The following is a 21,752-nucleotide window of genomic DNA, read 5'->3' on the forward strand; positions in this document are numbered from 1 at the left end:
CGGCCGGCCGGATTTCAGCTCGGCGTCGGCGTGCGCGGACAGTCGATGCCCAGCGACGCGCACGTGATTTCATCGATCTCGATCCAGCACGCGAACACCGGCTTTCCGTCGATGATCTGCGGGGGCGCGGCGCGGTGCGCGTGAACCTTCAGACGCATCAGCAGCCGTTCGACGCCGAGCGGCGACACCGTGATGAGCCGTCGCACGCCGTTCGAGCGTGCGAATTCGACGACGTCCGCCAGCAATCTGCGCGTGTTCGCATGCGCGCGCTTGAGGCCGCCGGAATCGGCGCCGAGGATGTAGGACGAAAAGCGCGAGAGTTCCCAGATATCCGGCGCATTCGGCACCGGTGCCGCGCCCATCAGCCCGGGAAAAATCTCGCTCAGCAGGTACGGCCGGGTCGTCGGCAGCAGTCGGGCGCACGAGCAGATCGCGCCGCTATCCTCGCGACCGAAGATATGGATCGTGTCCGGTCGATCGAATTGATCGAACTCCTGCTGATTGACTACCGGAAGCTGCCAGCCCAGCTTCTCGATGAAGATTGCGTGTCGATACGACGCGAGTGCCGCGAGGTTCGATGCGGACAGTTGCGACGCGTTTCCGATAGTGGTTTGGTGCATGTGCGAACTCCAATGGACGTACGCATTAAATGCGAAATGGAGGACGCGTCGAAACTGCAACTTTTTACAGGACCGGCAGGGCGAGATGCGCGCGGACACTAACGGTCCACGGCAGCGTATTGATCCAGTCCGCGAGCAGCGAGCGGGTGTGGTCGGGCCCGACGTCGTAGCCTCTTGCGCAGACGATCATCACGTTGGAGGTCACGCTGTTCGGAAACATTCGGCAAGTGCGATCGCGATCCGTCAACCAGGCCCAGCCGAAGGTCATCGGCGGGCGCCAGTTGGTATCGATCCATTCGCAATGGCCGGCATGACACGCGGGAAGGCCGAGATCCCATGCGTCGCTCAGTACGCGTTCGTCGCACGCTGCATAGAGCAGCGCGAGCGTGATCGACGCGAGCTGCGTAGCGGGCACGCGGACGTATCCGTCGTGCGAACACGTGTCGAAGTAAGCCGGCATCGCATGTCCGTCCGGTTTCAGATCCAAGAGCAACCTCCTTGTTTGGCGTGTGTCCCGGCCGATGCGCGCATCGCGCGCGAATGACGACCGTGACCTTCAAACATGGGCGGACGACTGGCCGCGCGGCGTCGCCACGGCAGGCCGGAAGCGGAACAACATCGATGCGGAACGGATCGGATCGCGCGGCGGGAAGTAGCCGTTGGCGCGACGATGTGCGGTGTGATGCCGGAGGTGATCCGGCTGAATCGCGGTAATCCGGACGGGATTGGTTCGGATACCAAAAAGGCCATGAAGCCACGCCATCCGCCGTGATTCGAAGTGCGGACTTGATGCCATGAATGGCCGGATTTCGGAAATATTCTGCGACTAACCGTGGCGACGCGCAATTCCTTTGATCCTGCAAAAAACTACAGCTGACGGTCGGTGCCGGATGTCTGCATCATCGCGACAGACGGATTGGCCGGCCGCTTCACGGCATGGCCCGACGCGGGCACGCAAGGCCCGGTCGACCGCAGTGAAGCGACAAAGGGAGCGTGGCGTGATCGACGTAGCGGATATTGAGGTACGAAATTTTGACAGCGCCGACATCGACGGCTTCATCGCGTACTGGTACGACAGCGGCGACAGCCATCTGATCGAAATGGGCGTCGACCCGGCGCGGCTGCCCGGCCGCCGCCAGATGCGCGACATGCTCGCGCTCAACATCGAGCGGGACACGCGTGCCGACATGCCGCGCAACGCGATCCTGAGCGTCGCGCTGAAAGGACAGACCGTAGGCGTGCACGAACTCACGCATCTCGAACCGCGCGTCGGCGGGGCGCCGGGGCAGTACGTCAGCGGCGTCATGCATGCGCATATCTGGAGCCCGGAACATCGGCGACTCGGCATCGGCATCGTGTCGTACGTGAAGGCGATGGCGGCATTCTTCGCGCGCTTCTCGCTCGATTCGATCCGGTTCGAGTCGCCGGCCAACAACGTGGGCGCCAATCGGGTCAAGACGCGGCTCGGCATCGACGCGCAAGGAGAGGGCGTGTTCGATCTGCCGATCCTGCGCACGCCGCTGCGTACGGTCAGGTATTGCGTGACACGGGATCAGCTGCCGGCCATTACCGCGCGCATGGAAGCGCTGTGGGAAGCGCGCCGGCATAGCGGCTCGCCTGCGTGACGTACGCGTCCGGCGCGTGGCCGGCGCTTGATCGACCGATGAACCCGACCTCCCGACCACGACACTCATGACCGCCACTGCAGCGTTGAAAGTCTTCATGCCGGTCCGCGCGCCGCGGATCCGGCTCGTGTGCTGCTCGTACGCCGGCGGCAACGCGTCCGCGTACGCCCATTGGCATGCCGGGTTGCCGGACGACGTCGAAGTGTGCGCGGTCGAACTGCCCGGGCGCGGCGCGCGGTTCCGCGAGCCGCCGTTGCGCACGATGGGCGCGCTCGCCGACCACGTCATGGCAAGCCTGCTTCCCCTTGCCGATGCGCGCATCGTGCTGTTCGGACACAGCATGGGCGGCGCGCTGGCGCTCGAGCTGGCGAGCCGGCTCGTCGACGTCGGCATGCCCCCGTCGGCCCTTGCCGTGTCCGGATGCGCGGCGCCGCATCTGCCGTCGCGACGCCGGCGCCGGCTGCACGATTTGCCCCGCGACGAACTGGTGCAGGAACTGAATCTGCTGGAAGGGCTGCCCGCGGGGATGCTGGATGCGGATGCGTTCATCGATCTATTCCTGCCGACGATCCGTGCGGACCTCGAGTGCCGGGAAACCTGGCGCGCGGCGATTCGCGCGGTGCCGGTGCCGGTCCATGTGCTCGCCGGGGCCGACGATGCGCTGGTCGCACTCGATGATCTGGGCGAATGGCAACGCTATTCGTCGTTGCCGATCAGCGTGCGGGTGTTCGGCGGCGAGCATTTTTTCATCGACTCGCATCGCGCGGAGGTGCTTGCGCATCTGCGCGAAATCCTCGGCGAGCCACCGACGCCGGCCGGCGGTGGTGCGGTGAAACAGGCATCGACATCAACCGCCGAACGGATCGCCTAGAAGCCAAAAATGGCGCGCCGTTCACTTGCCGCAGGCCGCGCCGGATGTCGCGGCGTCGATCGAGCGCGCCGCTGTCAGGCGTGGCCGATCACGACGCGCCGCGATTCTTTTTCCCGGCCGGCGTGCTGCCCGCCGCCGGAAACGCGCCGACGCCGCGCGGGCGTTTCGGTTCGATCGCCGTGTTGCCGATCACGTGCCGGAAATCGATCTCGTGCGCGGCGAGCGCGCCGATGAGCGTCGCGATGACCGCAAGGTGGGAGGGGACGGTGCCCTTGCTCGAATAGTTCGTGATGGAGCTTTCGTTCATCCGGATCAGACGGGCGAATTCCCGCGCCGTCAACTGCGCTTTCTTCAACTCCTGTTGAAATTCCGTATACGCCATTGCACACATGTCGCTTCATCTCCGCAAAACGCGAATCGACCCGGGCGGCGCCGGCGCCGACGGGTGGCGTGCCCGTCGTGCCGGCGTCGCCGCGGGTTACATCTTCACCTGGTCGAGGAAGGTCTTCTTGCCGCTCTTGTAGCCGTAGATCGAGATGATCCCGTGCGTCAGGTCGCCCTTCGCGTCGAACGTCGTCGTGCCGATCACGCCTTCGTACTTCGTCGACGGCATCGCGGCGAGGACCTTCGCCGGGTCGGTCGAGTTCGCACGCTTCATCGCGTCGACCGCGATGTAGACCGCGTCGTACGCGAACGGCGCATCGAACTTGATGCCCTGGTTGAAGCGCTTCTGGTACTTCGCGAGGAACGCCGCGCCGCCCGGCATCTTCTCGAGCGCAGCGCCCGCCTGCGAGCACAGCACGTTGTCGGCGGCAGGGCCGGCCAGCTCGGCCAGCGAGTCGGTGCACACGCCGTCGCCCGACAGGATCTTCGCGCGCAGGCCGAGCTGCCTTGCCTGCTTCGCGAGCGGGCCGCCGGTGGCATCCATGCCGCCGTACATGATCGCGTCCGGGTTCTCGCCCTTGATCTTCGTGAGAATCGCGCGGAAGTCGACCGCCTTGTCGTTGGTCGCGTCGTGCGACATCACCTTCAGGCCGAGCGCCTTCGCCTTCTTCTCGAATTCGTTCGCGAGGCCCTGGCCGTACGCAGTCGAATCGTCGATCACCGCGACGCTCTTCACACCCTTCGACTGCGCGTAGCTCGCGAGCGCCGGACCTTGCTGCGCGTCGGTCGCGACCACGCGGTAGGTCGTCTTGAAGCCCTGCTGCGTGTAGGTCGGGTTCGTGGCCGACGGCGAGATCTGCACGATGCCCGCGTCGCTGTAGATCTTCGACGCCGGGATCGACGTGCCCGAGTTCAGGTGGCCGATGACGGCGACGACCTTGTCGTCGACGAGCTTCTGCGCGACCTGCGTCGCCTGGCGCGGGTCGGCCGCGTCATCCTGCGCGTCCAGCTGCAGCGTGATCTTCTTGCCGCCGATCGTCAGGCCCTTCGCATTGATTTCCTCGACCGCGAGGCGCGCACCGTTCTCGTTGTCCTTGCCCAGGTGCGAAATGCCGCCCGTCGTCGGTTCGACGCTGCCGATCTTCACGACCTGGTCGGCCATCGCGCCCGACGCGGCCGCGAATGCGGCGGCTGCCAGTGCGACGGTGATCAGGGGTTTGCAGCGCATGCCGACAGTGCTTCGTTCCATCTGCCATCTCCGTTGATTGATATTTCTAGTGCCGTCCGGCCGCTTGCGCGCCCTTGTGAGGCGATCGGCGTGCCGGACGAATCTCCATGACCCGTGAGGGGGCCGGCTTGCATGCCGCCGGCTCTCGACGTCGACGAAAACGCCGGCGCCGAGCGGTTCCCGAGCGAGCGGGATGCTTTCGTCAGACGACACGCAATTGGTATGAATATATCCGAACGCGTATGCGCCCGCTGCGCCGAATTGCGTAGCCTTGCGCAAATGTGAGGCGATCGCGCCATTGTTGCGCCGGCCCGTCGTGCAGGTTGGTGGCCGTTTCGCGCCGCTGTCGATTGCTCCGATTATTCGACCGGGCCGATGCCGATGGCCATGGACAGTGCGATGCAATTAATCGGGAACTGTTCGGTCGGTTTGTCTGCACACTTTCATGCCTTCTTCTTGATGCAACTAACGGTCAAGCCCGGCCGCGTCGGCGAATTGGTGCGGGTCGATATGAGCGGCGTGTGCGTTCGGCTTTGCAGGCAACCGGGTTCGACATGGCCGGATCGTTCTTCGGATCGGTCTTTGCCGTTCGACGAAATCGTGAGCCTACATCCGTCCGCGCAACGCGACGACTATCACGCCCGCAATCGCCAGCAGCCCGCCGCACACCGTCTCGATGCCGGGCCGCTCGCCGGTCAGCATCATCGACAATGCGGTCGCGACCGCCGGCGTCAGATAGAGAAAATTGGCGGCGCGCGCCGCGCCGAAGTAGCCGAGTGCGACAGTCCAGGTTGCGTAACCCAGCGCGGCGGGAAAGATACCGAGCACCAGCACGGCCAGCGTCGTGTCGTGCGACGCGCCGCCGAGCGACACGAGTGCGCCGGGCAACCACGGCGTGAGCAGGAGCGCGCCGGCCAGCAGCGTGTACGCGGCGCAGGGCAGCGCGCCGTACACGGGAATCAGCCGCCGCTGCAGCACGAAATAGCTTGCCGAACACAGCGCCGCGCCGAGGATCAGCGTGCTCCCCGAGCCGAGCACGAGCCCGCCGGGTTGTCCGTGCGCGATCACCGCGATGCCGGCCAGGCTGATCAGCGAACCGAGCCATCCCCAGCGATTGAAGCGTTCGTGCAGAAACACCGCGGCCAGCAGCGCCGTGAAGATCGGCAGCGTATTGACGATGAAGCTCGCCGCGCCGGCCGACACGGTTTGCTCGCCGGTATTGAGCAGCGCGTTGTAGAGCGCGATGCCGAGAAACCCGCAGACGAGAAAGCGCAACGCGTCGCGTGTCGACGGCTTCGCGGGCCGCCGCCACGCCAGCCATGCGATCACGAGCACGGCCGCGGTCGCGAAGCGCCCGGCCGCGAGTTGCAGCGGCGCCAGCCCGTGCAGGCCGATCCGGATGAACGGGAAAGCGGAGGCCCACGAGACGATCGTGAACGCCACCGCGCCGGCCGCGACGAGCGGCTGTCGCGCGCTGCGCGACGAGGAGGAAAGGGTGTTCATGCGACAATGCTGCGGGCTGGCGAGATGTTAAGCTAGCGCACAGATCAACATCCGAATATGAATATGGCTCACAGCTCGGTGCGGCGCCGGGCCGACGGCTCGGCGCGCACGTCTCGGCGTGTGGCGGACGCGCTGCCGGCCGTCACGCCGGCACCCGGCTCGCGGCCGCCGCTGGCGAGCCTGGAGACTGTCTGCATGGTGGCGCGCCACGGTTCGTTTCTGGCGGCCGCCGACGTGTCCGGCGTCACGCACGGCGCGATCAGCCGGCGCGTGGCCGCCGTCGAGAACTGGCTGGGCATGGCGTTGTTCGAACGCCATGCGCGCGGCGTGCGCCTCACGCCGGACGGCCAGCGCTTCGTCGGCCGGATCGAACAGGCGTTCACGATCATCGACGGCGCGGCCGACCAGTGGCGCTCGCCGCGTGCGCCGCGCCTCGTCAAGCTGAGTGTGGTGCCGGCATTCGCGCAGCTCTGGTTGTTCGAGCGGCAGCATGCACTCGAGAGCGAAGCGCCCGCGTTGCGCATCGAGCTCGGCATCGACGTGCGCAACGTGGATATCGCCGCCGGCGAGGCGGATCTGTCGATCCGCTACGGGCGCGGCAACTGGCGTCAGCTCGAAACCCGCGAGTTCATGCCGGAGACGCTCCATCCGGTCGCGCATCCGCGGCTCGCCGCACAGCTGGCCGCGCTGCGTCGTCGAAGCGGCGATGCCGCGCTGCTCGAGATGCCGCTGCTGCACGATTCCGACGTGACCGGCTGGCGCACCTGGTTCGACGCGCTCGGCATTGCGTTCAAGCCGCGCGCGCAGGATCGCCGCTTCGAGGATTACAACCTGGTGCTCGCGGCGGCCGAAGCCGGGCTCGGCGTGGCGCTGGCGCGGATGCCGCTCGCCGATGCGTATCTCGAGCGCAGCGCGCTCGTCCGCGTGAGCCGGCACGAGGTCGAATCGCCGCTCCGGTATCACTTCGTGCATGCGAAGGGCGAGAATCGTCCGGAGGTGCTCGCGCTGATGGAGCGGATGCGGGCGGCGCTGGGGCAGGCGGTACAGCCGCTGGCGCGCGCGACGAAGGGTGGCTGACGTCGCGGCTGCTCGACCCGGGATGCCGGATGATTGACAATGCGATCGCGGAAAACCGCGAGATCCGATAATGAATGAGAATCGACAGTTTCTGCAGACGTACGGATGCAGAGGGAGAGAGTGAGTAATGAATAGACCAGACAAGTCGTCGAAAGCGCGTGCGGCGCTCGACCAGCTGTTTTCGGGCATGGCGCCCGCGGACGCGCAGCAGCGCGCGTCGCGTCCGGGCAACCCGTTCGAAGCGGCAGGCGACCCCGCCGGCCCCGACGGCCGGGTCGAAGTCACGTTGTCGACGCGGATTCAGCTGCGCGGCTATCCGGGCGCGGATGCGTTCATGAAGCGCATGGCCGAAGCCTGGGGCCTCACGTGGGGCGCGTACGACGCGGTTCGCGCGACGGCGACGCTGCCGGCCGGCTGGCGCTCGCGCCGGCTTCCGGACGTCACGCAGATCGTCGACGAGCGCGACGTGCTGCGCGCGGAAAGCAGCCTGCAGGGCGGCGAGATGTCGTATCTGAAAGTGCATCCGCGCTACTACATCGATGCGCGCAAGGGGTTCGGCTGGGGCAAGTCATCGAACGCGTCCGACGATCCGGATGGCGACGGCCCGGACTGGAACTGCTACGTGATGGATCGGGAAAAGTCCGTCGAAGTGCACGAGCTGACGACGTCGTCGTCGAAGGCCGACATGGACAACGCGCGTGCGACGTTGCTGAAATGGCTCGACGAGCACTATCCGAAGCATCGCGATCCGTTCGCGTACTGGACGGACTGCGAACGTCCGTTGTAAGCCCCGTCGTGCGGCGAGTGGCGATCGCGGAGGGCGCTTGAAACGGAACGGTTCGGTGCCGATTCTGTGGGCCGCGTTCGGCGCGGCGGTCGGCTCGACCGTCATCGAGCTGATGCTCTGGCCGATCGCCGGCGAGGATGCGATGCACAACCTGCTGCGCGATGCGCGCCTGACGGCCGCGATCGTGATGGGGCGAGCCGTGCTCGGCGCGTCCTCGGGGTTCGATCCGCTGATCATGGGCGTGGCGACGCTGGTGCATGCCGCGCTGTCGCTGGCCTATGCGGCCGTGCTGGCGAAGCTGGTCCGCAACCTGTCGCCCGGCGCCGCGCTGCTCGCGGGCGGCGTGTTCGGACTCGTTCTCTACGGCGTCAACCTGCACGCGTTCACCGCGATCTTTCCGTGGTTCGTTCCCGTGCGCGGCGCGATCACGCTGGTCGCCCATCTGGCCTTCGGCGTGACCGCCGCGGGCGTCTACTGCATCGTGCGGCGCTCGCCGCGCGCCTGATCGGCGGCGGTTGCCGCGTCGCCTTTTCGCATCACGACCCCTGGAATAATCCGGCGTGCCCGGTCGTTCAATCGTCGGGTGACCCTATACGAAGCCGGCGCCGTGCGTGACGCCAAGGGTCGAATGGTCGGGGCACATCGCAACGTTCATCCGCCGCGCTCGGCATGATGCGACGTGCGCCGTCAGAACTTGTGGCGGATGCCGACGATCGCGAGTTCCTGCGTATCGGTGCCCGAGTTCACGCCATACGAGCCGACCGATGCCGCGGCCTTCACGATCGCGCCGCTCGCGTTCAGCGTATTGCCGCTCGCCTTCTGGTAGCCGAACAGCGCATACAGGTCGGTGCGCTTCGACAGCGCGTAGTCCGCGCCGAGGTTCACCTGGTTGTAGTGCGCGGAGGTCGGGCCCGTCAGCGACGTGTAGTTGTAGCCGACGCCCGCGCGCAGCGCCGGCGAGAACTGCCAGTTGAAGAACGCCGAGCCGTTGTTGAACTTCGCGTTCTGCGTGAAGGCCGACAGCGTGTCCGCGCCGTACTGCGTGTTCGAATACGCGAGGCCGAAGGTCGCCGGCCCGGCCACGTACTGGCCGGCCACGCGCACGATCTGGATCGACTTCGCGCTCGAGAAGCCCTGGTTGATCACGGTGTTGAACAGCGTGTCCGAACTGCTCGACCACGTGCGCACGCCGCTCGCGACCGTCGAGCCGCCGTTCGCGAAGAAGTAGCCGGCGCCGAGCGACAGCGGCCCATTCGCATAGCTCAGGCCGAAGCTGTAGGTGCGGCCGTTGCCGGTCGCGCCCGCGACGCCGCCGAAGCCGTACAGCGCGGCGAACTGGAAGCCGGAGATCAACGGGCTCGTGTATTTCACCGAGTTGCTGACGCGCAGGCTGTTGTCGTAGTTGTCGAGGTCGCCCGGCGTCGAGAACACACCGCCGAAGTAGTTGTCCTCGGTGAGGCCCTGCACGAGATCGACGACCGGATCGTACTGGCGGCCGAGCGTCACGGTGCCGTAGGTGGTGTTCGCGAGGCCGACGACGGCCTTGCGGCCGAATTCGCGCCCGCCCTGGCCGAGCGCGCCGGTGCCGAGGTTGAAGCCGTTCTCGAGCTGGAACAGCGCGGACAGCCCGCCGCCGAGATCCTCGATGCCGCGCAGCCCCCAGCGGCTGCCGGACAGGTTGCCGCTGCTGAACCTGACGAGGTTCGACGCGTTGCTGCCGTTCGCGTTCCGCACGTTGTGCACGTAGGCGATACCCGCATCGGCGATGCCGTACAGCGTGACGCTGCTTTGCGCGTGCGCGCCGGCGGCATGGAGCGAGGCCGGCAGGGCGAGCAGCGCGAATGACCGGATTCGTTTCATGATTGGATTCCCCCGTTGGTCGATAGGTCTGACGAGTCGGTGAACGATACGGACGGCGCATCGTCAAGGGAACCAATAAATTGTCGGATCGTTATGAGCCGGGGCGGCGTATCGCCGTATCGTTGCGTGCGCAACCGGACGACGGCGCGCTTGCCGGGCCCTCACGCATCGTGCCGACGCGATGCATTCCTGAGCACGAGCGCCATCAGCTGCCGGCGCGAATCGACGCCGAGCTTCGCGAACGCGCGCTTCGCATAGGTATCGACAGTGGACGTCTTGAGTCCCATCGACTGCGCGATCGCCGCCGACGTCATGCCCTGGATGAACGATGCGCACACATGCATCTCGCGCGCGGTCAGCCGTTCCTGCAGTTCCGGCAGCCATTGCGCGACGCGGTCGAGATCGAGTTCGTCGCGCGGCCCTTCGTCCGCGCAGACAGCGCCAAGCAGCCGCTTGTGCGCGGACGCCATCGGCAGCACGACCTGCGACAGCTGCTTCAGCAGACTCAGCTCCTTCAGCGAAAACGGCGGCAACCGCCGCGACCGCGCGATCGAAATCGAGTAGCGCGTGCCGCCCGTCACGCCCGCGATCACGCATTCGTCGTGAATGTCGCCGGCGTCGAAGAACAGGTGCCGCAGCTCGCTCGCGACCCGCTGCGACGACACCTGCAGCAACTGCGTGTCGCTTTCGCTGTCGATGGCCGCATAGGTGAGGTCCTCGCTTGCATAGCTTCGGTAGTAGTGGCGCATCACCTGCGCGACGAGCTCCGGCTCGCGCCCGAAGCTGCCGATCCAGCCGACACTGCGCCGGCCCGACGCCGCGCTTCGTTCGTAGTCGAGATGCACCGCGTCGAAATCGACGTAGCGCACGAGCGTGTCGTACACGGCGCGCATGAACTGCGGCGTCCCGATCGCTTGCGCGATATCGCCGAGCGTATCCGTCACGAATGCGACGTGACTCAGCGGGAGATCGGGAGTGGAAAGCGCAGCGCTCATGGCGTCGGATGTCGAAGAAGTCAGGTGGCGCTACAGGTATCACGAATAATTTCGACTGCCTACGCGGGAATCTACCCAAACCACCGCGAACGGCGATGACGTTTGTCCCGGTTTTCACGACTGACGGTGCGGGCCGCGATCTCTACATTGACCCTTGTGCTGAACACCGCTCGACGGCGTTGACGCGAGTCCGGACCGGACATGGCGCCAGGGCCGATACCCATCACAAGGAGAATCCCCATGCGTATCCGTTCCCGTCGTCGCGCGGCCCTGTGCGCCGCGCTCGTCACGTCCGCGGGGCTGGCCCTCGCGACCAGCCGGCCCGCCCATGCGGGCGACGCCAACCTGAACGTGTACAACTGGTCCCAGTACATCGCGAGCGACACGGTGCCCAACTTCGAGAAGCAGACGGGCATCAAGGTGCGCTACGACAGCTACGACAGCGACGACACGTTGCAGACCAAGCTGCTCGCGGGCAGCTCGGGCTACGACATCGTCGTGCCGACGTCGAACTATCTCGCCAAGCAGATCCAGGCCGGCGTGTACCAGAAGCTCGACAAGTCGAAGCTGCCGAACCTCGCGAACCTCGACCCGCTGCTGATGAAGATGATCGCGGAGGCCGATCCGGGCAACCAGTACGGCGTGCCGTGGGCCTGGGGCACGACGGGCCTCGGCTACAACGTTGACGCAGTGAAAAAGCGGCTCGGCGAGAACGCGCCCACCGACAGCTGGGCGCTGCTGTTCGATCCCGCGAACGCGGCGAAGCTCAAAGGCTGCGGCATCTCGTTGCTCGATGCGCCGGATGCCGCGTTCGCGGCCGCGCTGCAGTACCTGGGCAAGGATCCGGAGAGCAGGAATCCGGCCGACTACCAGGCGGCCTTCGAAGTGCTGAAGAAAGTCCGCCCGTACGTGACGCAGTTCAGCTCGTCCGGCTATATCAACGACCTCGCGAACAACGACGTGTGCGTCGTGCTCGGCTGGTCCGGCGACGTCAGCGTCGCGCGGCGGCGCACGCTCGACGCGAAGCGTCCGTACGAAATCCGCTACGTGAATCCGAAGGAAGGCGGCCTGCTGTGGTTCGACGTGATGGCGATTCCGAAGGACGCACCGCACCCGGAAGCGGCGCTGAAGTGGATCAACTACATCGAGGAGCCGAAGACCAACGCGGCGATCACGAACGAGATCTTCTATCCGAGCGCGAACAAGGCCGCGAAATCGTTCGTGACGCCGGCGATCGCGCAGGATTCGGGCATCTATCTGCCGGACGGCACGCTCGCGAAGACGTCGCTCGCGATGCCGCGCAGCGCCGACATCGCGCGGATGCAGAACCGGTTGTGGCTGCAACTGAAGTCGGGCGGTTGAGGGCGACGATCATGGACTCCATCGCATACGCCCGGCCGGCCGCCGCCGGCCATCGCGGCCGGCCCGCGCACGACGCGTTCGTGCGCATCGAAAACGTCGTGAAGAAGTTCGGCGACAGCACCGCCGTCGACAACGTGGACCTGACGATCGCGAAGAACGAGCTGTTCGCGCTGCTCGGCAGCTCGGGCTGCGGCAAGTCGACGCTGTTGCGCATGCTCGCCGGGCTGGAGACGGCCACCTCGGGCAAGATCCTCGTCGACGGTGAGGACCTCGCGTCGCTGCCGCCGTACCGCCGCCCGGTGAACATGATGTTCCAGTCGTACGCGCTGTTCCCGCACATGTCGGTCGAGTCGAACGTCGCGTTCGGGCTGAAGCAGGAAGGCACGCCGAAGAACGAGATCAAGGAACGCGTGGCCGACGCGCTCGCGCTCGTGCAGATGAGCAAGTACGCGAAGCGCAAGCCGCACCAGTTGTCCGGCGGCCAGCAGCAGCGCGTCGCGCTGGCCCGCTCGCTCGTCAAGCGCCCGAAGCTGCTGCTGCTCGACGAGCCGATGTCCGCGCTCGACAAGAAGATCCGCCAGAAAACCCAGCTCGAACTCGTGAACATCATCGAGAAGGTCGACGTGACCTGCGTGATGGTCACGCACGACCAGGAAGAGGCGATGACGATGGCGAGCCGCCTCGCGGTGATGAGCGAAGGCAAGATCGTGCAGATCGGCACGCCCGGCGAAGTGTACGAATACCCGAACAGCCGCTTTTCGGCCGAGTTCATCGGCTCGACGAACCTGTTCGAAGGGCGCGTGGTCGAGGACGAACCCGATCACATCTTCGTCGAGAGCGACGACCTCGAAGCGCGCATGTATGTGAGCCACGGCGTGACCGGCCCGCTGGGGATGCCCGTCGGCATCTCGGTGCGGCCCGAGCGCGTGCATGTGTCGCGCGACAAGCCCGGCTCGCATCACAACTGGGCGCGCGGCGTCGTGACCGACATCGCGTACATGGGCAGCTACTCGCTGTATCACGTGCGTCTGCCGAGCGGCAAGACGGTCGTGTCGAACCTGTCGAGCTCGCACCTGCTGCACGACGGCGCGCCATCGTGGAACGACGACGTGTTCGTGTCGTGGTCGCCGGCCAGCGGCGTCGTGCTGACGCAGTGAGGACGACATGATCAGAACTTCCGCTTCCACTCCGTCCGCGCCGGTGTCGACCGGTGCGGCAAGCAGCAGCGCCGGCGCCGGCCGCGCGCGCCGCAGCCGCTTCACCGCGCTGTCGCGCTTCCTGCCGTCGGGCCGCAACGTCGCGATCGGCGTGCCGTTCCTGTGGCTCACGATCTTCTTCGCGCTGCCGTTCGTGCTGGTGCTGAAGATCAGCTTCGCGGACCAGATGCTCGGCATTCCGCCGTATACCGCGCTCGCACGGCTGGAAGCCGGCACGGTCCAGCTCGTGTTGTCGCTGAAGCATTACGCGTTGCTGCTGCAGGACGACCTGTACATCGCGACCTACCTCAGCTCGCTGAAGATGGCCGCCGTGTCGACGGTGCTGTGCCTGCTGATCGGTTATCCGATGGCGTACTGCATCGCCCGCGCGGCGCCGGCACGCCGCAACCTGCTGATGATGGCCGTGATGCTGCCGTTCTGGACGTCGTTCCTGATCCGCGTCTATGCATGGGTCGGGATCATGAAGGACGACGGCCTGCTGAATCGCGCGCTGGCGGCGCTCGGCGTGATCGCTGCGCCGCTGCGCCTCTATCACACGGACGCGGGCGTCTACATCGGGATGGTCTATTCGTACCTGCCGTTCATGGTGATGCCGCTCTATGCGCACCTCGTGAAGATGGACCTCACGCTGCTCGAGGCCGCGTACGACCTCGGCGCGAAGCCGTGGGTCGCGTTCACGCGCATCACGCTGCCGCTGTCGCGCAACGGAATCGTCGCGGGCAGCCTGCTCGTCTTCATCCCGGCCGTCGGCGAATACGTGATCCCGGAACTGCTCGGCGGCGCGAACACGCTGATGCTCGGCCGCGTCATGTGGGACGAGTTCTTCAACAACATGGACTGGCCGATGGCGTCCGCGGTGACGGTGACGATGGTGGCGCTGCTGCTCGTGCCGATGGCGCTGCTCCATTACAGCCAGGCCGAAGCGGAGGTGCGCTCATGACCCGCGCGAATCGCCTGTTGTCCGCCTGCGTGCTGGGCGTGGGCTTCCTGTTCCTGTACGTGCCGATCGCGAGCCTGGTCGTGTACTCGTTCAACGAATCGAAGCTGGTGACGGTGTGGTCGGGCTTCTCGCTGAAGTGGTACGCGGCGCTGTTGCACGACGGCGAACTGCTGACGGCCGCATGGCTGTCGCTGAAGATCGCGGTGCTGACGGCGACCGCGTCGGTCGCGATCGGCACCTGGGCCGGCTTCGTGCTGGCCCGCATGGGGCGCTTTCGCGGCTTCACGCTCTATGCGGCAATGATCAACGCGCCGCTGGTGATTCCCGAAGTGATCCAGGGCATCTCGCTGCTGCTGCTGTTCGTCGCGATGCAGCAGACCTTCGGCTGGCCCGCCGGGCGCGGCTGGCTGACGATCTGGATCGGCCACGTGATGCTGTGCCTGTCGTACGTGGCGATCATCGTGCAGTCGCGCGTGAAGGAGATGAACAAGTCGCTCGAAGAAGCGGCGCTGGATCTGGGCGCGACGCCGCTGAAGGTGTTCTTCGTGGTGACGCTGCCGCTGATCTCGCAGGCGCTGCTGTCGGGCTGGCTGCTGTCGTTCACGCTGTCGATCGACGATCTGGTGCTGTCGGCGTTCCTGTCGGGGCCGGGTTCGACGACGCTGCCGCTGGTGGTGTTCTCGCGCGTGCGGCTCGGCTTGAACCCGGAGATGAACGCGCTCGCGACGGTGTTCATCACGGTCGTGACGATCGGCGTCGTCGTCGTGAACCGCTCGATGCTGGCCCGCGAAAGGCGGCAAGCCCGCGACGCCCGTGCGTGGCACGCGGCCGGCGCGCCTGACGTACCGATGGCCTCGCCGCCATCGATCGCAAGACGGGCGTGCACGCGCGTTGCGAGCGCGCACCGCATCCAGTTGAAGTGCAGCACGACAAGGAGAATCCGTTCAATGAAAAAGAAGATGCTGTGCGCGCTGATTGCCGGTGCGTTGCCGGGGTTGGCCGTCGCGAGTTCGAGCGCCGAGCAATCAAGGCATTGCAGGAGCAGGTGGCCGCGTTGCAGAAGCAGATGAGGGCGCTGCAGGCGCAGCTCGCCGCGAAGCCGGCGCCCCGTCGCGCAGGCGTGCGACGGCCGCGGCGAGGCGAGTACGATCGTGGCCGACCCGGCGTCGTCCGGACTATGGGCGTGCGCAGGCCGCGCTGACCAACGACGAAGTCAGCGAAATGAAGCAGCAGATCGCCAACCAGCAGCTGAAGGTCGACTCGCTGACGGACGCGGCCAGCACCGGGCCGATCGCCGGGTTGTCGGTGACCGGCTACCTCGATCCGACCTACGTGTACAACCGGGGCGCTGGCACGTCGTCGTTCCAGTTCGCGAACCACGAGAGCGCGTACACCTACTACAACAGCACGTTCGGCGATGTATTCCTCGACATCAAGAAGACGTTCGGCGTCGGGCCGAGCGCGCCGTCCGCCGAAATCACGCTGATGCCGAACCGCGGCGCCGGCCTGTCGATGATGACGGGCAGCGGCGCAAGCGGCCTCGACATCGTGAACACGGCCGTCGTCACGGTGCCGCTGTCGGGCACGACCGCGTTCATCGGCGGGCTGGTGCTCGGCTTCGGCGGCTACGAGTACCAGCAGTCGAACCAGATGCTCACGCTCACGCACAACCTGCTGTACGACTTCTCGGATCCGGGTTCGTCGATCGGCGCGGGCATCAACTATCTGAGCCCGAGCGGGCAGTGGGCGTGGAAGTTCTTCGTCGGCAACGAGCAATTCCGCAGCGCGGGCGCCGTCACGCAGACCGGCGTGAACGCACTCGGCGATCCGATCACGACGAGCAACAAGGTGCCGACCTTCACCGCGCGCGTCGACTACATGCGCGGCAGCGCGCTCGATATCGGCGGGTCGATCAACATCGGCCGCCAGACGCTGCCGAGCGCGATCGACCCGGCCACCGGCAACGTGCACTACGGCGTGGGCGGCAATGCGCCCGGCGCATACGGCACGTTTTTCTTCGCGGAAGCCGATGCGACCTACACGCTCGCCGATGCGCAGTACAACGCGGAGTTCGACTACGGCCAGCAGCAGCACGGCGCGTTCAACGGCGGACTTGCGCAGTGGTTCGGGTTGTCGCTGCTCGCGCATCGCAAGTTCAACGTGCCGGTGGTCGGCCGCATGGGCGCGACGTTGCGCTACGACCTGCTCGTCAACCGCAGGAACGGCGGCGGCGGATCGTCGATCGGCCTGAACGGCAACGGGATGGATCCGTACAACGGCTTCGGCATCGACGCGGACTGCCTCGCGATGTCGAAGGCGAACGGCGGCGTCGGCTTCGAGTGCAAGGGCGCGACGCGGCAGGCTGCCGCATTCGACCTGCTGTTCTATCCGACCCAGCAAGTGACGGTCAAGGTCGAGTATCGGCACGACTGGGCGAGCAACAAGGTATTCCTGCGTCACGACGGGTCGTACGCGAAGTCGAACGACCTGCTCGCGACCCAACTCATCTACGCGTTCTGACGCGACGCCGTTAGCGATTGTCACTCATGCTCAAGTTCGAAAATCAGCAACATATTCAGTCCTACTATGCAGATACCGCCAACGACCGAACCCGCCATCCGTCGCTGGACGGCGCCGTGTCGGCCGACGTGTGCGTGATCGGCGGCGGGCTCACCGGCCTCACCGCGGCGCTCGATCTCGCCGAGCGCGGCCATTCGGTCGTGCTCGTCGAGGCGTCGCGGATCGGCTGGGGCGCCAGCGGTCGCAACGGCGGCCAGTTGATCGCCGGGTACTCGTGCGACATCGATACGTTCTCCGCCTATCTGCCGGCCGACGACGTGCGGCAGATATGGGCGATGGGGCTCGAATCGGTGGATCTCGTCCGGCAGCGGGTCGAGCGCCACGGCATCGATTGCGACCTGACCCTCGGCTATCTGACGGCCGCGAACAAGCGGCGCCACATCGATGCGCTGCGCAAATGGCGCGACACCGCGGCGAGCCGCTTCGGCTATCGCGGCTACGAAATCGTCGAACGTGCCGACATGCGGCGCTTCGTCGCTTCGGATCGCTACGTCGGCGGCCTGCGTCATGAAGGCAGCGGCCACCTGCATCCGCTGAACTACACGCTCGGCCTCGCACGCGCGGCGCGCGCGGCCGGCGTGACGATCCACGAGGACACGCCGGCGCTCGCGCTCGAGCGCGCCGCGCCGTATCACCGCGTCAGGTGCGCGCGCGGGCACGTGGACGCCCGCTACGTCGTGCTGGCCGGCAATGCGTACCTCGGGCAGCTGGCGCCGGCGCTCGCACGCAAGATCATCCCGGTGGCGACCTACGTGATCGCGACGGAGCCGCTCGGCGACGCACGCGCGGCCGAAACGATGCCGGCCGACGCGGCGATCAGCGACTGCAATTCGGCGCTCGACTATTTCCGGCTGACGCGCGATCGCCGATTGCTGTGGGGCGGCAAGGCGAGCAGCTCGACGCGCACGCCGCGCGATCTCGCGAAGGCGATGCGGCACGACATGCTGAAGACGTTCCCGCAGCTCGCCGACGTGCGGATCGACTATGCGTGGGGCGGCCTGATCGACGCGACGATGAATCGCGCGCCGCATTTCGGTCGGCTCGAGCCGACCGTGTATTTCGCGCAGGGCTTCTCCGGGCACGGCGTGAACGTGACCGGCCTCGCGGGGCGGCTGATCGCGGAAGCGATCGACGCACAGGCTGCGCGTTTCGACCTGTTCGGCCGCATTCGCCATCGCGACTTTCCGGGCGGCCGCGCGCTGCGCACGCCGATGCTGGCGCTCGCGATGGCGTGGCACCGGACGATGGATCTGCTTTGACCCGTGCGGCGCGGCTTGCTCGAGCGCGCGGCAACGAATCGTTTTGAACCATTCACTCATGCGCTGGAGGCATTCATGACCCACGTCACCCGTCTCGTCGACCTGATGCAGGCGCCGGCCCGGCTCACGCAAAGCCGCGTGCCGGCCGGGCTGCTGCTCGACGGCAATCCGATGCAGACACTGTCGCATCACTACATCAGCCCGTGCGGGCAGTTCAGTTGCGGGATCTGGGAATGCACGCCCGGGCGCTGGACGATCGACTACGACGAGTCGGAGTACTGCGAGATGCTGAGCGGCGTCGCGATCGTGCGCGGTGCGCACGGCGGCGAGCGCGTGCTGCGCGCCGGCGACCGCTTCGTGATTCCGCCGGGTTTTCGCGGCACGTGGGAGGTTGTCGAGACGTGCCGGAAGATCTACGCGTCGCATGCGCCGCAGGCCGAGTTGTCGCGTGCGTAGCGCGAGGCTGATTCCATTCGATCGAAACATCAACGAGGAGCATCCCATGACCCAGGAATTGTGGCGTCTGAGCGCGGCCGAGATGGCCGCGTACGTCGCGCGGCGCGACGTGTCGTCGACGGAACTCGTGCACAGCTGCCTGCAGCGGCTCGAGCAGGTGAACCCCGTCATCAACGCGATCGTCGACGTGCTGGCCGACAGCGCGTTGCAGGCGGCATCCGAAGCCGATGCCGCGATCGCGCGTGGCGCGCCGGTCGGCCCGCTGCACGGCGTGCCGGTGACGGTGAAGATCAACGTCGACACGGCCGGCCACGCGACGACGAACGGGGTGCGCGCATTTGCCGGTCTGCTCGCGCAGGAAGACAGCCCGGTGACCGCGAACCTGCGCAACGCCGGTGCGATCGTGATCGGGCGCAGCAATGCGCCGGCGTTTTCGTATCGATGGTTCACCGACAACGACCTGCACGGCCGCACGTCGAATCCGTGGAATCCGTCGCTGACGCCGGGCGGCTCCAGCGGCGGCGCGGCCGCCGCGGTCGCCGCCGGCATCGGCGCGATCGCGCACGGCAACGACCTCGGCGGCTCGATCCGCTACCCGGCCTACGCATGCGGCGTCGCGGGGTTGCGGCCGAGCACCGGCCGCGTTCCGGCCTACAACGCGACGCAATCGAAGGACCGTACGCTCGCCGTGCAGCTCGCGTCCGTGCAAGGGCCGCTGGCGCGCACGATCGGCGACCTGCGCCTCGCGCTCGATGCGATGGCGGTGGGCGACGCGCGCGACGCGTGGTGGATGCCTGTCGCGCCGGCCGGTCGCGACGCGACGTTCCCGGTACGGGTTGCCGTGTGTCCGGCGCTGCCGGGCGTGCCGTCCGACCCGGTGGTCGTCGAAGCGGTCCGGCAGGCCGCGCGCTGGCTGGAAGAGGCGGGCTGCGTCGTCGAGGAAGCGCAACCGCCGCGGATCGCCGAAGCGTGCACGCTGTGGCTCGACCTCGTGACGAACGAAGCGCGCAGCGGGCTCGGCGACGTGATCATGCAGCACGGCGACGCGGCGATCCGCACCGCGTTCGCGAGCCAGCGCAGGCTCGCGTCGCCGCTCGACCTCGCCGGCTACATGAACGGCCTGGCGCGGCGGACTGCTCTTCTGCGCGACTGGCAGCAGTTCTTCACGCGTTACCCGCTGCTGCTGATGCCGGTGTCGTGTGCGCAGCCGTTCGCGATCGATGCCGACCAGCACGGCGATGACGCGATGCGCGACATCGTCGCCATGCAGGGGCCGTTGCTGGCGACGGCGCTGCTCGGGCTGCCGGGGCTGTCGGTGCCGACCGGGGTGCGCGACGGCGTGCCGACGGGCGTGCAACTCGTCGCCGGGCGCTTCCAGGAGGCGCTGTGCCTCGCCGCCGGCGAGGCGATCGAGGCGCGCGCCGGCACGTTCACGCCGATCGATCCGGTGACCGGATCGTGATGACCGACCTTTGACCGGAAAGGAACACCCATGAATCCATCCACATTTGAAGACTGGCAGGCCCGCGCGGCCGTGCTGCGGATCGAAGCGCGCGCGTTCATCGACGGCGACCTGTGCCACGCGCACAGCGGCGCGACGTTCGCGTGCGTGAGTCCGATCGATGGCCGCGTGCTCGCGCACGTGGCCGACTGCGGCGCCGACGACGTCGATGCGGCCGTGGCGGCCGCGCGCCGCGCGTTCGACGCGCAGGCATGGGCCGGCATGAATCCGCGTGCCCGCAAGGCCGTGCTGCAGCGCTGGGCGGCGCTGATGCGCGCGCATCGCGACGAACTGGCGCTGCTCGAGACGCTCGACACCGGCAAGCCGATTGCCGACACCACGGCCATCGACGTGCCGGCCGCCGCGCATTGCGTCGACTGGTACGCCGAAGCGATCGACAAGGTCGGCGGCGAGGTCGTGCCGGCCGACCGTCATCTCGTCGGGCTCGTCACGCGCGAGCCGATCGGCGTCGTCGCGGCGGTCGTGCCGTGGAATTTTCCGCTGTTGATGGCCGCGTGGAAATTCGCGCCGGCGCTCGCGGCCGGCAACAGCGTGGTGCTCAAGCCGTCCGAGAAGTCGCCGCTCACCGCGATTCGCGTGGCGCAGCTCGCATGCGACGCCGGTGTGCCGCCCGGCGTGTTCAGCGTCGTGCCCGGCGGCGCCGAGCCGGGACGGCTGCTGGCGCTGCATCGCGACGTCGACTGCATCGCGTTCACCGGCTCGGCGCGCACCGGGCAGCAGATCATGGCGTGCGCCGCGCAATCGAATCTGAAGCGCGTGTGGCTCGAACTGGGCGGCAAGTCGCCGAACATCGTGCTGCCCGATTGCCCGGACCTCGATCGCGCCGCGCAGGCGGCGGCCGATGCGATCTTCTTCAACATGGGGGAAGTGTGCACGGCGGGCTCGCGCCTGCTCGTGCATCGCGACATCAAGGAGGCGTTCGTCGACAGGCTGGTCGCCGCGTCGCGGCGGTTCACACCGGGGCATCCGCTCGATCCCGCGGTGGCGATGGGCGCGATCGTCGATCGTGCGCAGCTCGAGCGCGTGATGCGCTACATCGGCATCGGACGGGAGGAAGGGCGCCTCGTGACGGGCGGTGCGCGCGTGCGCGAGGAGACCGGCGGGTTCTATGTCGAGCCGACCGTGTTCGAGGTCGACGCGCAGGCGACGATCGCGCGCGAGGAGATCTTCGGGCCGGTGCTGTCGGTGATCGCGTTCGACGACGTCGATACGGCCGTACGCATCGCCAACGATACCGAGTACGGGCTCGCGGCGGCCGTGTGGTCGGCCGACCTCGCGACGGCGCATACGGTCGCGCGGCGCCTGCGTGCCGGCACGGTGTGGGTCAACTGCTACGGCGACGGCGGCGACGACATGAACTTCCCGTTCGGCGGGTACAAGCAGTCGGGCAACGGTCGCGACAAGTCGCTGCACGCGCTCGACAAATACACCGAGCTCAAATCGACGATCGTGCGGTTGTGATGCGG

The 21,752-nt window shown here is 67.0% G+C and carries 19 protein-coding genes and 2 pseudogenes; 14 read left to right on the forward strand and 7 right to left on the reverse strand.

Annotation, left to right across the window (positions count from 1 at the left end):
* Positions 1 to 14: 14 nt before the first annotated feature.
* Complete coding sequence (locus ACP26O_RS31625) at positions 15 to 620, reverse strand: acyl-homoserine-lactone synthase (protein ID WP_175666360.1); 606 nt, start codon at positions 618 to 620, stop codon at positions 15 to 17.
* Positions 621 to 684: 64 nt separating this feature from the next.
* Positions 685 to 1,107, reverse strand: coding sequence for a DUF4902 domain-containing protein (locus tag ACP26O_RS31630; RefSeq protein WP_175662201.1), 423 nt, complete (start codon positions 1,105 to 1,107; stop codon positions 685 to 687).
* 511 nt (positions 1,108 to 1,618) lie between these two features.
* Between ACP26O_RS31630 and ACP26O_RS31635 the strand changes: the two genes are divergently transcribed.
* Together ACP26O_RS31635 and ACP26O_RS31640 are read left to right on the forward strand one after the other, a co-directional pair.
* Positions 1,619 to 2,245 carry a hypothetical protein gene (locus ACP26O_RS31635; protein ID WP_175666359.1) on the forward strand — a complete coding sequence of 209 codons (627 nt, stop codon included), beginning with the start codon at positions 1,619 to 1,621 and terminating at the stop codon, positions 2,243 to 2,245.
* A 97-nt stretch (positions 2,246 to 2,342) separates the two neighbouring features.
* Complete coding sequence (locus ACP26O_RS31640; RefSeq protein WP_244099089.1) at positions 2,343 to 3,116, forward strand: thioesterase II family protein; 774 nt, start codon at positions 2,343 to 2,345, stop codon at positions 3,114 to 3,116.
* An 88-nt stretch (positions 3,117 to 3,204) separates the two neighbouring features.
* Here ACP26O_RS31640 and ACP26O_RS31645 read toward each other — a convergent pair whose 3' ends face one another.
* From ACP26O_RS31645 to ACP26O_RS31655, 3 genes are all read right to left on the reverse strand, one after another.
* Entirely contained in the window at positions 3,205 to 3,507 is a 303-nt protein-coding gene (locus ACP26O_RS31645) for a hypothetical protein (RefSeq protein WP_006749740.1), read from the reverse strand.
* An 87-nt stretch (positions 3,508 to 3,594) separates the two neighbouring features.
* Positions 3,595 to 4,749 (reverse strand): branched-chain amino acid ABC transporter substrate-binding protein, encoded by a 1,155-nt coding sequence (locus ACP26O_RS31650; protein WP_426356409.1) that lies wholly within the window; start codon positions 4,747 to 4,749, stop codon positions 3,595 to 3,597.
* Positions 4,750 to 5,334: 585 nt separating this feature from the next.
* Positions 5,335 to 6,231, reverse strand: a complete 897-nt coding sequence (locus ACP26O_RS31655; protein ID WP_175666357.1) for a DMT family transporter — start codon at positions 6,229 to 6,231, stop codon at positions 5,335 to 5,337.
* A 57-nt stretch (positions 6,232 to 6,288) separates the two neighbouring features.
* Between ACP26O_RS31655 and ACP26O_RS31660 the strand changes: the two genes are divergently transcribed.
* The 3 genes from ACP26O_RS31660 (at position 6,289) to ACP26O_RS31670 (ending at position 8,600) form a co-directional block, all read left to right on the forward strand.
* Complete coding sequence (locus ACP26O_RS31660) at positions 6,289 to 7,308, forward strand: LysR substrate-binding domain-containing protein (protein ID WP_175666356.1); 1,020 nt, start codon at positions 6,289 to 6,291, stop codon at positions 7,306 to 7,308.
* Between the two features lie 127 nt (positions 7,309 to 7,435).
* Positions 7,436 to 8,095 carry a nitroreductase gene (locus ACP26O_RS31665; RefSeq protein ID WP_175666355.1) on the forward strand — a complete coding sequence of 220 codons (660 nt, stop codon included), beginning with the start codon at positions 7,436 to 7,438 and terminating at the stop codon, positions 8,093 to 8,095.
* Positions 8,096 to 8,132: 37 nt separating this feature from the next.
* Positions 8,133 to 8,600 carry a sodium:proline symporter gene (locus ACP26O_RS31670; RefSeq protein ID WP_175666354.1) on the forward strand — a complete coding sequence of 156 codons (468 nt, stop codon included), beginning with the start codon at positions 8,133 to 8,135 and terminating at the stop codon, positions 8,598 to 8,600.
* A 182-nt stretch (positions 8,601 to 8,782) separates the two neighbouring features.
* On the opposite strand, the gene ACP26O_RS31675 is transcribed toward ACP26O_RS31670, so the two are convergent.
* Positions 8,783 to 9,955, reverse strand: a complete 1,173-nt coding sequence (locus ACP26O_RS31675; RefSeq protein ID WP_175666353.1) for a porin — start codon at positions 9,953 to 9,955, stop codon at positions 8,783 to 8,785.
* A gap of 161 nt (positions 9,956 to 10,116) precedes the next feature.
* Positions 10,117 to 10,950: a helix-turn-helix transcriptional regulator gene (locus ACP26O_RS31680; protein WP_175666352.1), complete on the reverse strand. Its 834-nt coding sequence runs from the start codon at positions 10,948 to 10,950 to the stop codon at positions 10,117 to 10,119.
* A 240-nt stretch (positions 10,951 to 11,190) separates the two neighbouring features.
* On the opposite strand from ACP26O_RS31680, the gene ACP26O_RS31685 reads away from it, so the two are divergent.
* The 9 genes and pseudogenes from ACP26O_RS31685 to ACP26O_RS31725 all read left to right on the forward strand — a co-directional run bounded on the left by ACP26O_RS31685 (position 11,191) and on the right by ACP26O_RS31725 (position 21,747).
* Complete coding sequence (locus ACP26O_RS31685) at positions 11,191 to 12,312, forward strand: polyamine ABC transporter substrate-binding protein (protein WP_426356410.1); 1,122 nt, start codon at positions 11,191 to 11,193, stop codon at positions 12,310 to 12,312.
* Positions 12,313 to 12,323: 11 nt separating this feature from the next.
* On the forward strand, positions 12,324 to 13,469 hold the full coding sequence (locus ACP26O_RS31690) for an ABC transporter ATP-binding protein (RefSeq protein ID WP_341771720.1): 1,146 nt from the start codon (positions 12,324 to 12,326) through the stop codon (positions 13,467 to 13,469).
* A gap of 10 nt (positions 13,470 to 13,479) precedes the next feature.
* Complete coding sequence (locus ACP26O_RS31695; protein WP_426356439.1) at positions 13,480 to 14,469, forward strand: ABC transporter permease subunit; 990 nt, start codon at positions 13,480 to 13,482, stop codon at positions 14,467 to 14,469.
* Positions 14,466 to 15,299 (forward strand): annotated as a pseudogene (locus tag ACP26O_RS31700) (ABC transporter permease subunit); the annotation flags it as partial. The gene ACP26O_RS31695 and the pseudogene ACP26O_RS31700, both read left to right, overlap by 4 nt.
* A 117-nt stretch (positions 15,300 to 15,416) precedes the next feature.
* A pseudogene (locus ACP26O_RS31705) lies at positions 15,417 to 16,989 on the forward strand (DUF3138 family protein).
* Between the two features lie 26 nt (positions 16,990 to 17,015).
* Positions 17,016 to 18,308: an NAD(P)/FAD-dependent oxidoreductase gene (locus ACP26O_RS31710; RefSeq protein ID WP_175666348.1), complete on the forward strand. Its 1,293-nt coding sequence runs from the start codon at positions 17,016 to 17,018 to the stop codon at positions 18,306 to 18,308.
* A gap of 75 nt (positions 18,309 to 18,383) precedes the next feature.
* Positions 18,384 to 18,764 (forward strand): cupin domain-containing protein, encoded by a 381-nt coding sequence (locus tag ACP26O_RS31715; protein ID WP_175666347.1) that lies wholly within the window; start codon positions 18,384 to 18,386, stop codon positions 18,762 to 18,764.
* Positions 18,765 to 18,810: 46 nt separating this feature from the next.
* Positions 18,811 to 20,226 (forward strand): amidase family protein, encoded by a 1,416-nt coding sequence (locus ACP26O_RS31720; protein WP_175666346.1) that lies wholly within the window; start codon positions 18,811 to 18,813, stop codon positions 20,224 to 20,226.
* 30 nt (positions 20,227 to 20,256) lie between these two features.
* Entirely contained in the window at positions 20,257 to 21,747 is a 1,491-nt protein-coding gene (locus ACP26O_RS31725) for an aldehyde dehydrogenase (RefSeq protein ID WP_175666345.1), read from the forward strand.
* The last annotated feature ends 5 nt before the right edge of the window (positions 21,748 to 21,752 follow it).

The organism is Burkholderia sp. R-40, from assembly GCF_049942845.1.
Lineage (GTDB): Bacteria > Pseudomonadota > Gammaproteobacteria > Burkholderiales > Burkholderiaceae > Burkholderia > Burkholderia ambifaria.

Excerpts from the sequence above, each read along its gene's own strand:
- ACP26O_RS31625 (WP_175666360.1), bottom strand. The coding sequence starts at position 620 with ATGCACCAAACCACTATCGGAAACGCGTCGCAACTGTCCGCATCGAAC.
- ACP26O_RS31640 (WP_244099089.1), top strand. The coding sequence starts at position 2,343 with ATGCCGGTCCGCGCGCCGCGGATCCGGCTCGTGTGCTGCTCGTACGCC.
- ACP26O_RS31645 (WP_006749740.1), bottom strand. The coding sequence starts at position 3,507 with ATGTGTGCAATGGCGTATACGGAATTTCAACAGGAGTTGAAGAAAGCG.
- ACP26O_RS31650 (WP_426356409.1), bottom strand. The coding sequence starts at position 4,749 with ATGGAACGAAGCACTGTCGGCATGCGCTGCAAACCCCTGATCACCGTC.
- ACP26O_RS31655 (WP_175666357.1), bottom strand. The coding sequence starts at position 6,231 with ATGAACACCCTTTCCTCCTCGTCGCGCAGCGCGCGACAGCCGCTCGTC.
- ACP26O_RS31660 (WP_175666356.1), top strand. The coding sequence starts at position 6,289 with ATGAATATGGCTCACAGCTCGGTGCGGCGCCGGGCCGACGGCTCGGCG.
- ACP26O_RS31665 (WP_175666355.1), top strand. The coding sequence starts at position 7,436 with ATGAATAGACCAGACAAGTCGTCGAAAGCGCGTGCGGCGCTCGACCAG.
- ACP26O_RS31675 (WP_175666353.1), bottom strand. The coding sequence starts at position 9,955 with ATGAAACGAATCCGGTCATTCGCGCTGCTCGCCCTGCCGGCCTCGCTC.
- ACP26O_RS31680 (WP_175666352.1), bottom strand. The coding sequence starts at position 10,950 with ATGAGCGCTGCGCTTTCCACTCCCGATCTCCCGCTGAGTCACGTCGCA.
- ACP26O_RS31685 (WP_426356410.1), top strand. The coding sequence starts at position 11,191 with ATGCGTATCCGTTCCCGTCGTCGCGCGGCCCTGTGCGCCGCGCTCGTC.
- ACP26O_RS31690 (WP_341771720.1), top strand. The coding sequence starts at position 12,324 with ATGGACTCCATCGCATACGCCCGGCCGGCCGCCGCCGGCCATCGCGGC.
- ACP26O_RS31710 (WP_175666348.1), top strand. The coding sequence starts at position 17,016 with ATGCTCAAGTTCGAAAATCAGCAACATATTCAGTCCTACTATGCAGAT.
- ACP26O_RS31715 (WP_175666347.1), top strand. The coding sequence starts at position 18,384 with ATGACCCACGTCACCCGTCTCGTCGACCTGATGCAGGCGCCGGCCCGG.
- ACP26O_RS31720 (WP_175666346.1), top strand. The coding sequence starts at position 18,811 with ATGACCCAGGAATTGTGGCGTCTGAGCGCGGCCGAGATGGCCGCGTAC.
- ACP26O_RS31725 (WP_175666345.1), top strand. The coding sequence starts at position 20,257 with ATGAATCCATCCACATTTGAAGACTGGCAGGCCCGCGCGGCCGTGCTG.